The 15,481-nt window shown below is 61.1% G+C and carries 9 protein-coding genes; 1 reads left to right on the forward strand and 8 read right to left on the reverse strand.

Going from position 1 to position 15,481, the window contains the following annotated elements; all coding sequences use genetic code 11:
- Window positions 1–60: 60 nt before the first annotated feature.
- From ACPS74_RS02515 to ACPS74_RS02545, 7 genes are all read right to left on the reverse strand, one after another.
- A complete protein-coding gene (locus tag ACPS74_RS02515) occupies window positions 61–1,710 on the reverse strand; it encodes an anti-phage dCTP deaminase (RefSeq protein ID WP_244471418.1) in 1,650 nt (549 codons plus the stop codon).
- 437 nt (window positions 1,711–2,147) lie between these two features.
- Window positions 2,148–3,176 (reverse strand): hypothetical protein, encoded by a 1,029-nt coding sequence (locus ACPS74_RS02520; protein ID WP_157055235.1) that lies wholly within the window; start codon window positions 3,174–3,176, stop codon window positions 2,148–2,150.
- A 206-nt stretch (window positions 3,177–3,382) separates the two neighbouring features.
- Window positions 3,383–4,168, reverse strand: coding sequence for a 3-oxoacyl-ACP reductase FabG (gene fabG, locus ACPS74_RS02525; RefSeq protein WP_029649952.1), 786 nt, complete (start codon window positions 4,166–4,168; stop codon window positions 3,383–3,385).
- A gap of 38 nt (window positions 4,169–4,206) precedes the next feature.
- Window positions 4,207–5,112 (reverse strand): outer membrane protein, encoded by a 906-nt coding sequence (locus ACPS74_RS02530; protein ID WP_051381746.1) that lies wholly within the window; start codon window positions 5,110–5,112, stop codon window positions 4,207–4,209.
- Between the two features lie 620 nt (window positions 5,113–5,732).
- Window positions 5,733–6,503: a hypothetical protein gene (locus ACPS74_RS02535; RefSeq protein ID WP_157055236.1), complete on the reverse strand. Its 771-nt coding sequence runs from the start codon at window positions 6,501–6,503 to the stop codon at window positions 5,733–5,735.
- Window positions 6,504–6,745: 242 nt separating this feature from the next.
- Window positions 6,746–7,933 carry an acetate/propionate family kinase gene (locus tag ACPS74_RS02540; protein ID WP_029649957.1) on the reverse strand — a complete coding sequence of 396 codons (1,188 nt, stop codon included), beginning with the start codon at window positions 7,931–7,933 and terminating at the stop codon, window positions 6,746–6,748.
- A 21-nt stretch (window positions 7,934–7,954) separates the two neighbouring features.
- Window positions 7,955–13,426: a GH36-type glycosyl hydrolase domain-containing protein gene (locus ACPS74_RS02545; RefSeq protein WP_029649958.1), complete on the reverse strand. Its 5,472-nt coding sequence runs from the start codon at window positions 13,424–13,426 to the stop codon at window positions 7,955–7,957.
- A 218-nt stretch (window positions 13,427–13,644) separates the two neighbouring features.
- On the opposite strand from ACPS74_RS02545, the gene ACPS74_RS02550 reads away from it, so the two are divergent.
- Window positions 13,645–14,382 (forward strand): hypothetical protein, encoded by a 738-nt coding sequence (locus tag ACPS74_RS02550; RefSeq protein WP_029649960.1) that lies wholly within the window; start codon window positions 13,645–13,647, stop codon window positions 14,380–14,382.
- A gap of 118 nt (window positions 14,383–14,500) precedes the next feature.
- On the opposite strand, the gene ACPS74_RS02555 is transcribed toward ACPS74_RS02550, so the two are convergent.
- Window positions 14,501–15,382, reverse strand: a complete 882-nt coding sequence (locus ACPS74_RS02555) for a metallophosphoesterase family protein (RefSeq protein ID WP_029649962.1) — start codon at window positions 15,380–15,382, stop codon at window positions 14,501–14,503.
- Between the last annotated feature and the right edge of the window lie 99 nt (window positions 15,383–15,481).

The raw sequence follows: 15,481 nt of genomic DNA on the forward strand, positions 1-15,481 counted from the left end.
TGGTTGGCGTATATATATGTGCGCGCGCATGAGTGCGTATATCGGTCTGGAAATCTCTATTTATTTTGGGCCCGCCGGCTTCGGTTTCTTTCCGCGCCCCCTGAGAAAGTTCGGCAGAGCCAGGAAAACCTCGGATTCCTCGTTCTCGATGTAGGCGGCGCTCTTATCTTCGACTAGCGGTACCGGGACCTTCTCATACCAGTCAAGGGCGCGGCCATCCGACCCTTTCCTCCGCTTCTTTTCGAAGATTTCGCGATAGCGACGTGGCGAAATTCCCATAAATGGTTCGAACAGCACCTTTTTGGCGTCTGTCCTTTCGGAAGTTATCGAGTCATCATGCAACTTCTGAGCGGCGCTCTTGGGGTAAGGTTCGAGGAAAACTACCCGCATTATGCCAGCCGCAACGATATGCTTTGCGCAAAGGTGACAGGGGTAGGTCGTGCAATAGAGGGTCGCGTCCTTCGTGGATCGCCCAAGGCGAGCGGCGTCCGTAAGTGCGCTCATTTCCGCATGGATCATTCGCCCGAATTCGATGATATCCATTATCTGCGCATCTCGTACGGCAGTCTTGGACATAACCGCGGCAACCCGTTCTGGAACGCTAGCTAAGGCAGCAAGCTCCGAAGCGAGCATTTGGCTTCGCCCGAGCCTTTCTACCAAATCAAATACAATCTCTGCTTTGCGGGCCTGATTGGCGTCGTTGCCTCGCTCTATGTCTCTCGACAATGTCTCGCCGGAATCTGCCCAATAGTTTCCGCCGCCGGGCTTAGGCACTTCGTTGCAACCCATTGAGATGATGTCGCCTGAAGGCGTAAAAATCGCAGAGCCAACTTGGCGAGATAAATCGACCGACCGTAAGGCCGCCGCGGACGCCGTGTAGAGGCCAAATTCCTCAATAGTTGGGGACGCGGCGTTGTTCCCGAAGAACGCTCTTATGAACCTGCGCAGTGTAGTCTCTGCTTTTTCTCGATCTATGCCGTCGACGAACACGTCCCCAAGATGGAAAACGTCAGCGAGGCGCTGTCCGTTTTCTTCATCCGCCTGATTTGCATCCGTTTCGATTAACTCAATCGCTTGTCGTTCTCGGTCGGCGTCTGTCTTTGGGGAGGCATCGAATGATGCGATTTTTTCCATCAGGACTTTGCGCCGATCCAATGGACTGCCATAGACGGAAACCTGAACGAATTTCCGCCCGTATATTCGGCGCATCGCGGCAATTTCTTCGGGCCGCTTGAATTGTCGAATGATATAACCGGTACCCAAGCTAGGTAGCGTCTCGCTCGAAGTATGATTTGAACGAATTTTCCTAATAGTGAGAACCGCTAAACCAGCCATGGCAGCCGGCGAACCCGCTATTTTCCTAAACTCATTCGCATATTTTATGAGAGACATATATCGCTTGTGGTAAGATACATTCTCGATGTGAGACTTTATTTGTGAATTCTCCATATGTTGAGTCAGGTGTACTGGCTCGGCGTCGTAATCTACTTCTTTCAAAGTTCGTGCGAGGGCCTCAACGACGGTTTCGATGTCAACGCCTATCGGTCCGACGAGCCCAAAAAAGAGCTCTGGATTGTGGATTGAATTTTCTGGCTGCGACTCGACTTTCGCCTGCGTGCGACGTTTGTTCATTTTGCCCAAACCATTTTCTGGCATGCCGATATCAGAGGGAATATGATTTTGATTCGTGATGTCGGGAGGATATCGCATGACCAAGATACGCCAGAATCCCGCGAAGGGACGTGCGAAAATTCAAGATGTTTCGCTCGAAGCCAAATTGGAAGCGATACGCCTTGCGCTTCTGCAGAGACCTATGGCGCGACGCGGCGCGTTCTTGATTACTGACGAGGACTTGCGTGGCTCCCGAACTGCGTTACGCGTGACGCGAGTTGCTGCTTTCCGCTAGTCCCCGCAATTAATATCTCCCTCCGCCCCAACAGCGCATTATGGCAAGGGCAGGCCGGCGCTAGACCGACAAATTTTCCGGCTTCGGCCGGCGAAAGTGCTTCATCGTCATAATGCGATGAAACGGCATTTAGAACATTCATGGACGCTCCTTTCCAGCGGGGCATGCTTATTGCCCGACGTGTCCGACTTAGTATCCGGCGCTGGCAACTCTCGTCGCGGTGAATCTTCTGTCGGTATAGTCACCGCATTTTTGGTATCTTGGAGCGAGGTCTAGATACCGCGGATTTCGCTGCGCGAATTTCGTTTAGTTCGTCTCGAATGCGTTCGAGTGGGTAATGCTGCGCTCGACCCATCTGATATTTGGCCCTTTGCCAATAGGGGATATTCTGGAAGCCTTCGTCGCCATACTTATCGACCAGTTCATCAACCGATCGAGTCCTAACTTCCTCCTCAAATTTGCCTGCAATGCGAGCGGCGTGAGCGTCAGCCTGATGTTCCTCGTCATCTCGCAACAGCTTTTCCCATGAGCGCAATGTTTCCGGGCTTTGGTTCAATACGCCAGCGACTTTTTCTAAAGCGATATGCTTCTTGATGCCCTTGCCGATTAGAAAATTCATGCGACATAGCGCTTCGCTTTTGAGGGCAAGCGTTTCGAAGAAATCCGCTCTTCGACGACTTCGCACCGGTTCCAGCGGCTCTACGATTTGTCCGAAATTGAGAGCCTTTAGACCTTCCGCTAGTGGTCTCCGCCAAAAGGAGCTTCGACGCGAATCTGAGCAAAGCAGGCGGCGCATTGCCTCTCGCAACACAGGCTGCGAAAGTTGGGTCTGCTCGTCCAAATCTTCTCTGCTCGCCAAGAAATCGAAAATGGGCTCGCCGATCCAACCCCGTGACTGCCCGAATTCCGAGCCGAACCTCTCCAAAACGTGAGAATCGAATTCGATGCCGTCGGCGATGCTCCAAAGCTCTGCAAGTTGGTTCGCTAGTTTTGGGTTGGCCTCTGCCCAAACCTTTCCAACTATCTGAGCCTGTGCCCAGTAGCCAAGCATGTCGAATAATCGCCAGAACAGGTCGATTGTCTGCTCCGCAATTTCAAACTTTCGAGCTTCAGTAGCTTTTCCCTTCGACGGTTCAGTGCTGAGATAATTTCTAAGCAGCGCGTCGACGAGCGATTGAACGTCTTCTGGTTTAAATTCGTCGCGCGTTTCATTCCAAACGTACGGCGTGGTTGGCCGAGGCTTCCTTCGCTTAGGCTTTGATGCAGTCATTTTGTTCGTAACTTCTTCACGTTGGATTTTGCTTCACCGGAAATAGCAACGGCTACCGTCGCACCGATTGTTTCCACCGCTCGCCGCCGCCATTAAACAGGCGCTTGCGCTGGAGGCCATTGATCGTTGCCGGACCTCTGCGGCATACTTGGGATGGCCGTTCGATCAACTCAACCAAGTCTGCGACCCGTTGCGGCCAAAGCCGTTCACCGCCCCATCTCCTCCAGCGCCGTCAGCGACTCAGGCAACACCTGCCCACCATCGATCACCAGCGTTTGGCCGGTGATGTAGCCGGCTTCGTCGCTGGCGAAAAACAGCGCGGCGTAGGCGACGTCCTCGACGCTCCCGAGCCGGCGTTGCGGGATCGAGGCCGTCATCTGCGCCAAATAGTCTTCGCCAAGCGCGCCGAGTCCTTCGGTGCGCACATTGCCCGGCAGAACGGCGTTGATGGTGATGCCGTACGGCGTCAGTTCCAGCGCCGCCGTGCGCATGAAGCCCAGTTGTCCCGCCTTGCTCGCCGCGTAATGCGTCCAGCCGGGATAGCCGGTGATCGGGCCCGTGATCGAGGAGGTGAGCACGATCCGCCCCCGACCGCTGCGCGCCAGCGCAGGCACGCAGGCCCGCACGCTCAGAAAGGCGCCGGCAAGGTTGGTGGATAACACTTCGTTCCATTGCTCCAGCGTCATCTCCATGAGCCGTGCGGCCGGAAAGACGCCGGCGTTGGCGCAGAGAATGTCGATGCCGCCGTGCCGCTCGAGCGCCGCGGCCGCCATCCGCTCGACATCTCCCGGATTGCCGACATCGGCGGCGAACCCGCTGGCGCGTCCCCCTTCGGCTCGAATCGCCGCCGCCGCGGACTCGGCCTGCGCAAGGTCACGGCCAACCACCAGCACCTGCGCGCCCTTGGCTGCGAAAACACGCGCGACGCCACGGCCGATGCCCCGGCTGCCGCCGGTGACGATGACCGACCGATCGGCGATGGAGGTGAGCATATGACGCGGCCTCTCTGCTGGCGTCTCCTTCAGGCGAATCAATATTTCGCGACGACGGGCGCGGCGCCCCAGTTGAAGTGGTAGTTCAGGCCGACGCGGACGACATGACCGTCAAAGCGCGTGCGCGCTTGAGTGGCGTTGGCGACCAATAGATTTGTCGACTGCCAATCGGTGGTGATCGCGACGGGATAGGCGGCGGCGCCGAGATCGTAAAAGAGATATTCGATCTTGGCGCTCCATTGCGGCCAAAACATCCATTCCAGTCCGCCGCCGGCCGTCCAGCCGACTCGCGTCTGTGAAAATCGTCCCTGATTGGCGCCGATCAACAAAAAGCCGGAGAAATCATTCGGCACGTGTTGAAAAAAACTCGTGGTGGACGTCGCCTGTCCGTAAGCGAGTCCGCCGGTCGCGTAAGCAAGCAATGTCGGCGTTACGAGATAGCCGAGCCGACCGCGCACCGTGCCGAGAAAATCGAGCGACTTGTTGCTGGCGACGCTCGTCAGCAGGTTCAGTCCCGGCGCTGGCGTTGGCGCGAGCGTCACGACGGCGGCGGCGCCGTTCGAGCCGGCGACGCCCTGAATGTCCGTTTCTATTCCAGCGAGAAAAACGCTGTTGAATTGCAAATCATAGCCGAGTTGGCCGCCGCCAATGAAACCGGCGCCATTCGTCGAGACGCTGCCCGTTCCTGAGATGGCTGCAGCCGCCGCCCACGGGACATTGTCGGCGCCATTGATGAGAAAGGGCGCCGAAGCGAAGTTGGTCCCCGTGCTTGCGTTCCATGCGCCGCCCGCATTCAAACCGGCATGGAAGCCGGTCCACATCGGCGGCGGAGGCGGAAGATAGGCCGGCGGCGCCTTGAGGGAGGGCAAATCCGCGGCGATCGCCGATCCCGTTGCGAACGCCAACGCCATAACAGCGCCTGTCAAGAATTTATGGGCCATCATTGTCCTCGCCGTGAAGAACTCCAGAATGACGGCAAATGAGCAAGGCGAGAGGCGTTTCGCAATTCGAACCTTTCGCTTCGACCGCGCGTTTCGCCGTTTCGCGACGGATGTGCCTTTTCTGCAACAGCAATTTTGACGCCGCGCCTTCCGCCATTCAGTTAGGCGTCAGGAAACGACCTTACGCATGAGATTGGCGTCGATCGCATTGGTGACGTCGTAGATGACGTCTTCGTTCGCCGCGACTTTCTTCTCGTGAATGACGCCAGGACGCGCCGGACTCCAGGCCCAACTCGGCCACGCAAACAGAGTCGAGGTTTTTGCTGCGTCCGACTAAGCCCTAGCCGGCTGAAATCTTCTTGTCGGCTCGCGCCGTGGAGCGACGGACAGGCGCCAATTGCGAGACAAGCGAAATGACCTGGCGTTCATCCAATAATTCGTCATCGCTATCGTCGCCGGCTCTATTCTCTTGGAGCCGAACCCGCCCCAAATCTCTGCGAACGTAGATGACGTCTTCGTTCGCCGCGACTTTCTTCTCGTGAATGACGCCAGGACGCGCCGGACTCCAGGCCCAACTCGGCCACGCAAACAGAGTCGAGGTTTTTGCTGCGTCCGACTAAGCCCTAGCCGGCTGAAATCTTCTTGTCGGCTCGCGCCGTGGAGCGACGGACAGGCGCCAATTGCGAGACAAGCGAAATGACCTGGCGTTCATCCAATAATTCGTCATCGCTATCGTCGCCGGCTCTATTCTCTTGGAGCCGAACCCGCCCCAAATCTCTGCGAACGATGAAGACGAAGATCACAAAGGCGCACATCGACAGAGCGGCGACGATGACGTCGAGCGCCGCGAATGAGAGCACGCGTTGCGACGCGAGTTCATGTCCCATCAATGCCGCAGAGAGCGACCAGCCCATCACGAGCAGCCGAAGCCCCTTCGGCTCGAATCCGCCGCCTGGCTGCTTGCCGCCATGGATCACGACAAGCAGATATTTGTATGAGCTCAGCAACAGATAGAGAGAGAGGACGAGCAACGCCGAGGGAATGGTGAAATAAGGCGAGAAGCCAAGCGCCATGATGATCAGCGTTTGAGCGACGAGGTCGGCCGAGTTGTCGATGAAATATCCATAAAGCGGACGCGCAGCGCCACGACGTTCCGAAACAGCGCGCACCAGATTCTCGCTAAGCCAATTGAGTGTCAGCCCCAGCGCGACCAGCGCGAGGAACCAGTTCGACCACCGACTGGCGATAAACCCAATGGCGACAAGGACGGCGCCGACAAGTCCGGCGTATGTCAGATGATCAGGCGATACGGGTTCCGGAATATGCCGCGCGACGAAGGCTGTGAGACCCCCACCATCAGACGACTGGCGTTCGTTATCCCTGAGGATGGGCACTACGACCTCGGTCAATGCGCCAATCAGATATGGCGGCGAATTTACGATTGATTGGTTCCGCGCCGCAGCGGCACAATCACGCTATGTATCGGCAATAATTATAAATATTTTGGACGGTTGCGCCCGGCGGGTCAATCGCTTTTGTTGGCTGTCCCCGCTCGACTGTTGTCAGATTCTGATTTGAATTGGCCGAGCGATTCCATTTGGTCTTGCTGCAGCGACCGCCGCGCACCGAGCCGCAATCACCTCGCCACAGCCGTCAGTCCTGCCGTTTCAATCGTGTGGCGCGCAATCATCGATTCCTCGTCAGTCGGCGTCACAAACACAGGGACGCGCGACTTCGGCGCCGAAATGACAAGGTCATTGCGCGCATTGGCCGCCGCGTCGAGCGTCAGCCCCAGCCAGCCGAGGCCTTCGACCACCCCGGCGCGCACGCGCGGCGAATGCTCTCCAATTCCGGCCGTGAACACCAGCGCGTCGAATCCGCCGATCGCCGCCGCGAGCGCCGCGATCTCCATTTTGATGCGATGAATGAAATAAGTGATCGCCGCTTGCGCGCGTGGTTCTTCGGACGCCTCAAGCGTACGCATGTCATGTGAGACGCCGGAAAGGCCGAGCAGGCCCGAGCGTTCATAAAGGAGATGCGAAAGCTCCTCGGGAGTCATGCCGTCGCTCCGGAGCAGATAAAGCAGCAGTCCGGGATCGATCTGACCGCAGCGGGTGCCCATGGGCAGGCCTTCCAGCGCCGAGAAGCCCATGCTGGCGGCGACCGAACGCCCGCCTTTCATCGCGCAAAGCGACGCGCCATTGCCAAGATGCGCGACGATGACGCCGCCTTCGGCGTGAATTGGATCAATCGCGCGGAGCCGCCGGGAAATATATTCATACGACAACCCGTGGAAGCCGAAACGGCGCAGGCCACGCTCGTAGTAGGAATAGGGAAGCGCATAGGCGTCATCGACGAAGGCATGTCCACGATGGAAAGCCGTATCGAAACACGCGACCTGCGGCACATGCGGAAAGGCTTCCTTGGCGCCTTCGATTCCGGCAAGATTATGCGGCTGGTGCAGCGGCGCCAGCGGAATGAATTCTCGCAGTTCCGCGATGATTTCCGCATCGACGATGACCGGCGCGGCGAAGCGCAGCCCGCCATGCACGACTCGGTGCCCGATCGCGCTGACCGCCGCCGCCGGGTAAGCGTCGTCGATCCATTCGAAGATCGCTGCAATCGCCTGCCTGTGCGTGAGTTTGGCGGCGAGCGGCCTGTCGCTTATCTTTCCATCGACAATGGCCGCGCGAAAACGCGGCTTCGCGCCGAGCCCTTCGACCGCGCCAGAAACGATCAGCCGCGGCCAGTCAGCGTCCGCCGCAAACAAGGCGAATTTCACCGAAGACGACCCGGCGTTAAGCGTGACGACGCGATCGGCCATATCCCCTCACGCCTCCAGGCGCTACCAAACGCGGCGACGTTTCTCCGCTTCGAACGTCTTTCCAAGGTAGACGACGCGCTCCAGCCGCAGTTCGCCCTTGGGATGGAAGGCGTCCGGGCGCGGCTGCAACTCGCCGTTCTCGAATTCAAGGCCAAGCATCGCATATGCGGCTGACAACATGCGCGCCGCCGCGCCGGAGTACCAGCTCCACCCGCCTCGCCCTTCATAGCCCTCGCCGTTATAGACGTCTGCCGGCTGCTGATGCGGCGGCAACCCGTAAATGTCGGCGGCGGCCGGCGTCGTGAGCTTGGAGATCGGCGAGATCGCGATCCACGTCTCGAACGCTCTGCGAAACAGTTCGTCGGCGGCGCGCGAGTCGCCGTCCTGTTGCGCCTGCGCGGCGAGCTTCGCCAGCGCGTCGACGAACCAGGAAACGCCATGCGAATATTGGCCGCCGTTTTCCCGCACGCCCGGCGGATATTCGGCGCTGCGCCCGGGATAGGGCTGTGAGTGTTCGTCAAAAGGCGGATGGACGAGCAATACGCGATCGCCGAGACCGAGAACGGCCAAGGCGTTCTCGATCGCCTCGCGGCCGCGCGCAGCGTCGACGGCCCGCGCCAGAGTCGGCCATGAGGACGTCATCGCGCTCATTGGCGCGACTTCCTGGCCATCATCGGCATAGGCGCGGATGTAGCGATCGCCCCGCCAGCAATTCTCAAGCGCGGACCGAAGCTTCGCGGCGCGTTCGCGATAGCGTTCGGCGCGGTCGGCGTCGCCCTTCGCCTCGAACAGCGGCGCGATGTCGAGGAGGATGCCGTGCAGGAAGAACCCAAGCCAAACGCTCTCGCCGCGGCCTTCGTCACCGACGAGATTCATGCCGTCGTCCCAGTCCCCAGATCCCATCAGCGGCAGGCCATGCGCGCCGAAACGGTCGAGCGTCCAGTCGATGCCGCGCGCGCAGTGGCCGAGCAGCGTATCCTTGTCGCGCGACGTCAGCGGCACGGTGGCTTCGCCCTCCTGATCCTTGGGGACGGGACTTGCCTCGAGGAAGGTCTCAACTTCGTCGAGGATGGCGTAGTCTCCACTCCCCCGAACATAGCGAACCGTCACATACGGCAACCACAAATGCGGATCCGACGCATGCGTGCGGTCCGCGAGGCCCGTGCCGCCGTTGGGCGCGCGATGCCACCATTTGCAGGCGTCGCCCTCGATATATTGATGCGCGGCGTGCAGCAGAATTTGAGCGCGGGCGCGCTCGGGCGCGAGATGGATGAGGGGGATCACATCCTGCAGCTGGTCGCGATAGCCCGTGGCGCCGGAACGCTGTGAAGGACCTGTGCGTCCCCACAGGCGCGCGGCGAGCAATTGATAGGGCAGCCAATCGTTGACGAGGCGGTCGAAGTCGGGACGATTGGTCTTGATGCGCAACACGGACAATTGTTCGTCCCATGCGCGCGCATTCGCCTCGAGTTCGGCATAGGCGTGGTCGGGATCGCGCGCATAATCGGCGAGCCGCTTCGCGTCTTCGATCGTCGTCGTCTGTCCAAGCGCCACGACGACGACGGCTTCTTCTCCGGCCGGCACGTCGATCGCGCCGCTGAACGCGGCGACTTTCCGTTCATGCGCGGGCGCGCCCGCATCCGGATGGCCGTGCTCGACCATGTAAGGCAGGTAGGGATCGCGGCTCTCATGCCCCAGGAAGCGGCGACGCGACGTCTCAGCGAATTCCGCCGGTATCGACGTCGTCACAAACGCCCAGCCCTGCACGAAATTATTGCGAGGATTGCGGAAGTAGATCGAATGCACATTTTCGTCGATGATCGATTCCAAAACGCCGAGACTTTCGTTCGGCGTCTCCGCCAATACGATTTCCATTGACGGCGTGATCTGCAGCAGACGCTCATGGTCGGTCTTGTTGCGGATCTTCAGGATCTTGAACTCGATCGGCTGCGTGGGGCTGACGAATACGGTCATCTCGAGTTCAAGATGATCGCGCTCGGCGCGAAAGACCGCGGCGCCCGGCGAAAACGTCACCTGATATTCCGCGTCGCGACGGCGCAGCGGAACGAAGGTCGGACTATGCGCGTCGGTGCGGGCGAGATCATAGACGTAAATCCTCTGCCCGGCCGGCGCCATGCGGCCCTCGCCCATGCGAAACGGGGTGAAGCTGTTCAGTCGCGAATTGCCGTGGAAAGAAAAAATTTCGCCGTCATTCGTGAGCACTGCGCCCTGTCCGAAGGCGTTGGCGATGACGTGGCCGAAAGGACGCGGCGTGCCGGGCGCAAGCGTGACGCTTTGGCCGTCCTGGGAAAAGGCGTAGCGCGGCTTCTTGGGTGGGGGCGGCAAAATGAGCCCGCGGCGGCGCGACAACGCCTTGTTCAGCGTCTCAGGCGCGACGGGGGCGATCCCCAGATGCCGTGCAATGGAATCCGTCGCGCGTCCCATGTCCCGCGCCCAGCCGTCGACGATGATCAATTCCGTCGCGCCGGCGGCCGCGAGTTCGACTTCGACGCGCAGACTGGCGCAGGGCTCGAAGCCATAGAGCAGACCTTCATCTTTCGGATCACGGGGCGCCGCCAGTCCAAGCAGGCTGTCCGGCGCATAGGTCGATCCCATTCCATAGAAACGCGACTTCACATCCTCATAGCCGATGATGGAGATCTTCGCGTCTGCGCCGGCGCCGATGGCGTGAAAGCCGATCTCAGGGGACAGCCGGCGATCGGATTGGCGCCGCGCCCCGCCCTTGAGCAAACGGTTTTGGGCGAAAATCGCGTTCAGCGATCGGACATACCAAGTGCCGATGTGAATCGCGTTGTAGGCGGCGTCGCGAAGCTCGACGCCGGTCTCGTTCAGCACCCATTCGCGCAGCGACGCGAGCATCAATTTACGATGGCGTTGCTCGAGATTGACGATCTTGAGATGCGTGATCTCGACCGCTTCGTCGGCGGCGAGCGAAACGCTCGCTTCGATCGCGAATCCGTTGCGCTCCGCCATGAAGAACAGGCAGTTCTCGCCGGCGTCGGTGAGCGACGCCTGAGTGGCTCTGCAGCGCGTCGGCGCCTCGCCGATCGACCATAGCTCGCCGCCGTCTTCACGCAGAAAAAGGAAGCGTCCGCGCGGGTGGGCGTGATCGTCGGGTCGTCGCGTCAAGTCGATCGGAGGGCCGCCGCGCGCGACGCCTTCGATGCGCATGGCGCCCTGCCCGTCCTGAAACCACTCGCTGATCATCAGCCCGTTGGTCAGTTTCAGCGGCCGCGAGCCCGGCACGCCGCCAGCGCCGGTAATGCCCTCAATCGTCACTTTCTGCGCGCGCGCAAGCCGCCCCAGAAGGAAGAGTACAAGGCCGAAGGCGACAATGCCGGCGTAGATCAAATATCCGCTGACAAGATAGGCATAGGACGGCGGCCGCGTCTGCGACATCTGCTCGGCGGCGCTCCACGCCTTGTCCCATTCGGCGCCGCGCGGGATATAGAAGGGCAACAGCAGCGGCGCCCAGGTGCCAAAGCGGCGGATGCCTTCGGGGATCGCGCGGCTTGTTTGCGCCTTTCCAAGGAAGCGGGCGGCTTTCTCATCGGCGACGTCGCCGCCGACAAAGGACAGATTGACGAGCGTCGCGACGCGCAGGCCCATGTGGTCGAACCAGATCAGCACTCGCAGGGCGTCATAGGCGAGAAGCGCCGTGAAAATGTCGAGGCTCCAGGCCCGAAAATCCGAGTCCGGCAGGATGTAGCTCATCCAGCTCGCGACGCCGGTACGGATGAGTCCGTCCTGATTGTACCAAGCGGGGTCGGGCGAAGCTTTCAGGAAGGAATAGATCACCGGCGCCATCCACAGGCCCCAGCGCAAGACGCGAACGGCGTTTTCGATGAGCATGTCGAGGCCTTGCCAACTCGCGAGTTGGCGAAGCGGCTGCAGGCTGCGCTGAACGAGCGCTGTAAGAAAGAAAAGATTGATCGAAAAGAGCGGCGCGGCGAACACCCATTGGATGACGCCCGAGAGCGACTCGTCGAACAGCAGCCTCACGCCGCCGTCGACCCTGCCGAGATCCGTCGCACCCCACTTCGAGAAAAGCGGTCGAATGACATATTCGGTGATGGGGCGTCCGTCCGCGCCGTAATCGAGCGACGTGTAGGCGAAGAATTTCGCCGTGATGTTCTCCACCTGCCCCGCGTCGAGATACCAAGCGACGGCGCCGGCGACGAGTGCGCCGAGAAGCGCGCCCAGCGAATAGACGCGCCAACTGCGCAGATGCTGCCGGCGCCCTTGCGTCAACGCCGCGAAATCAAACGCCGCATCGACGCCGGCGTAGGCGAGCGCTCCCGCGATCGCGCCGAACAGAAACCGCCCGCTCCCACTCGCCCCGGGAAGCCCAATCATCAGGGCTAGTCCGATGGCCGCGCCGGCGACCGCGCCGCGAAAGTAGTTGGACGGATGCAGATAGAGTTCTTCGACGCGCGCAAAGAATGGCGGAGTCGAATCGGTGCTCTCCACGATCGCGCGCGCGAGCGGAAAAAGCGCGGCGCCAATCAGCGCGCCGCCGATCGGGCCGGAGGCCGAAATGACGGCGACGGCGGGCGCAAAAGACACGACCAGTCCGACCGCGAGCAGCAGCGCCATGAACACGAAGCCATAGACGGCGCCCTTTTCGGCGCCGGTGCGCCAATCATGGAACACCACGACCTGCAGCGACGGGGTCGCGCGCAAAAGGCCCGCCATCGCCTGGGTCACGAGATAGGTTTGGCCCCATAATCCCGCTTGCGCGAGCGCCGCCGCCACCGTCGCGACCACCGCCGTCACCGGATAGGGCAAATAAGGCGCGACGAAATACGAGACCGAGGTCGCAATGTAGGGCGTCAGCGAAGCGACGAAGGCCGAGGCGAGCAGAATGCTATGCGGACGCCATTGTCGGGGCAGAAAACGACCGAGCGCGAGGGGGATGCCGACGACAATCGATTCGTTGAGCAGAAACAGGACCAGCGTATGCCCGACGATTTTTCTGAAGGCCTCCGGAACGTCGAGGCCAAGGAGCAGCGCGCCGCCGATCTGGGCGACGGGCGGCGAGCCGAGAGCGATCAACAGGCTGAACTGCAGCGGCAAAACGAAAAGCGCCGCGCGGACCGCCATACGCGAACGCGCCCTCAGCGTGACGACCCCGGCGAGATAGAGAATGGTGGCGGTCGCCGCCCCGACCGGCGAGAGCCGGAACAGTTCGGCGAAAGTTTCCGGCGCTCGCCACAACAGGCCGGCGCGGTCGCATAGCAGCGTAAATGTCGCGACAGCGAGGAAATCCACGGCGAAATCGGCCGCCTGGCGCGCGCTTTCCGAGGAGCGGCGCAGCACGAAAATCGTCGCGCCGGCAAAAAAACCGGCCACGATCGCATGCTCGCCGCCGCCAGCCGCCTCCAGCGCCGCGAAGACCGCAAAGCCCATGCCGATCAGAATGCGCTCGAACAACGCGCTGTTGACGTCCGATTCGCCGCGATTGACGGCCATGGATTCCCTCCGCGCCTTTTGTTGAAACCGGCGTTTTTTAACGTTAATGGCCGGAATCAGCGGCGATCGTATGGAGTCCCTTGCCGGACGCGGGGGAAAAAGTCGACTCCCAGCCTCGCTTCGTCGCGCTTGCGCTTCGCACCGCCGCCGAGAGCCGCTATAGTCCACAATGCTTTAATGCCCCGGCCGCGCTACGAGGGCCTCAGCGAGTGGACGACATGGAAGAGCCCCTGCCCGCGCCGCCAGCCGACACGCGCGTCGCCGACCAGCCACACGCGTCCGCCGCCACGCCCGCCGAGCGTCTGTCGCTTCTCGTCGAGCGCGAGCGCGTCGCCCGCAAGGGACCGGCGGGTTCGCTTGACGAGCGTATGGCCAGTCTGTCCGGCGCGCTGCGCCGCGCGCGCCTCGAGAACGCGGAGCGCTCCGCCGCCATTTCCGATTTACGCGCCGCGGAAATCGCCCGGCTGGAGATGCTCGGCGAGGCTCTGTCGCCGGTTTTGGCGCAGGTGCCGCGCGACTGCGATATTTTCGACGTCGGCGTTGCGCCCGCGGAATGCCCGCGCCTGTTCATTGACCAGATCGGCTTCGTAGAGATGGATCGCGACAGGCGGACCTATCGCTTTCTCCAGGATACGCGCCACGGCCGGTTGACGCTTCGCGAAAGCGACAGCATCGACGACCTTGTCGAAGCGATCACCAGCTATATCGCGCATCGCCTGATCGAGCGTGAAAAGGCGCTCGCGGTCGATTATGCGAGCGGCGGCGCGGCGCAGGCGCTTGGCGTGAAGATCGCCGCAGCGCGCGAAAGGGCGAACGCGCGCGAAAACGACAAATCCCTCTCCGGAAAAACGACTCGCGTCGCCGCGTTCATCGCCGAGTTTTTTGGCGCGACCGCTTTCTTCGCATTCTTGACGGTCCTGGCGGCATGGATCTATCGCGCCTATTTCGCAGGCTAGATCACGCTGCATTTGGGCGAAAACGCCCAAATGCAGATAATTTGATCGAACCCCAAAGCATCGAGCGCGCTCCATACGAAAAACCGGTTCCCACTTTTTCGCAGCGCGCTCTAAGCTTTCATAGCTGAACGGACTCGAGCTCAACGACCTCGCCAGCGTCGTTCAGTCCACGCCTGCGCAGCGAAATCCTGACGCCGTCAGCTTCGCCCTCAATCTGGTAAAGATTATAGGCGGCGCCCGGATAATGCCCGCCGGGGCGCGCCGAAGCCGACGCGACGCCGACGACCGGCGTCCCGGCGCCCGGCCCTGACAGACGATGCAGACTGGGCTTGTGATTGTGCCCGTGCAGAACGAGTTCAGCGCCATGACGCGCGATGACGCTTTCGAATGCCGCCGCGTCTTCGAGCCCGCGCAGCCGCTTGGCGCCGCCGACATGCGGCGGGTGATGAAGGCAAACGACGCGCGCAAGCCCCTCCGCCTTGGCGCGCTCCAGCAGATCCGCGAGCGCCGCCAGCTGAGTCGCCCCGAGCCGCCCGGAAGCGACGAATGGCGCCGTCGGCACGCCGGTGTCGAGACCGATCAGCGCGACGCCGCCGCGCCGGCGCAAATAGGGAAAGCCCGCGACTTCGCTCTCGCTGCTCGTCCAAGGCGCGAAAACCTCGCGAACGAGGTCGGTCACGCTCGCCACATAGGCGTCGTGATTTCCGGGCGTGAAGCTCACGTCGCCGGGGGCGCCCAGAGAGGCGAGCCAGTCTTTGGCGAGCGCGATTTCACCGGGGAGTCCGATGTTGACGATGTCGCCGGTCATGACGACATGGTCGGGCGCCTGCGCTTTGATGTCCGCGACGATTTTGCCGAGCACGCTCATATCGTGCTGATCGCCGCGCTTATAAAGCCAGTTCACATAGCCCGTGACGCGCTTGCCAAGCAGTTCCGCGAGATTGGGCCGAGGAATTGGGCCGATATGCGCGTCGGAAAGATGAGCGAGCCGGAAGTTCAAGAATCCTCTCTAACTGCCTTTTGCGCGCGCGGCGCTTTCCTCATCGAGATGGGTCAGCGACACTAGAGGTTTCGCGCGTCATTTGCCATAGTTTTGGGC

This window comes from Methylocystis sp. SB2, from assembly GCF_049817085.1.
GTDB classification, from domain to species: domain Bacteria; phylum Pseudomonadota; class Alphaproteobacteria; order Rhizobiales; family Beijerinckiaceae; genus Methylocystis; species Methylocystis rosea.